Annotated in this window: 1 tRNA gene; it reads right to left on the bottom strand. The window is 42.1% G+C overall.

The features are described from left to right. Positions 1-204 precede the first annotated feature (204 nt). A tRNA-Glu gene (locus tag EES38_RS22030) sits at positions 205-280 on the bottom strand. Positions 281-368 lie beyond the last annotated feature (88 nt).

Here is a 368-nt window from a genome sequence, read left to right as displayed (position 1 = left end):
GGACTCAATTTTGAAACCTTACTTAAAAAGTAAGTTTTCCCAAGAACACTTGATTGTGTGTTGGTGTTTATCCTAATGATAAACATTGAGAACTTTTACAAACATTCTAAAAAGAATGTTTTGTCAGCTTTCCAAATTGTTAAAGAGCAAGATTCAACTAAATGAACCACTTTTAAGAACACTTAATGCAAATGCGCTTAAAGGTGGTATCCCGTAGGGGAGTCGAACCCCTGTTACCGCCGTGAAAGGGCGGTGTCCTAGGCCTCTAGACGAACGGGACACAAGGTCTCTGCTCGCGGGAGGGCAGAGGGTTAACGGTGCTCTCAGTAACTCAAACCGTATCAATCTGTGTGAACACTCGACAACAA

Source organism: Vibrio viridaestus, from assembly GCF_003856525.1.
Classification (GTDB): domain Bacteria; phylum Pseudomonadota; class Gammaproteobacteria; order Enterobacterales; family Vibrionaceae; genus Vibrio; species Vibrio viridaestus.
Note: the sequence above shows the minus strand (reverse complement) of the source record. Positions and strands in the feature narration are given on the sequence as shown.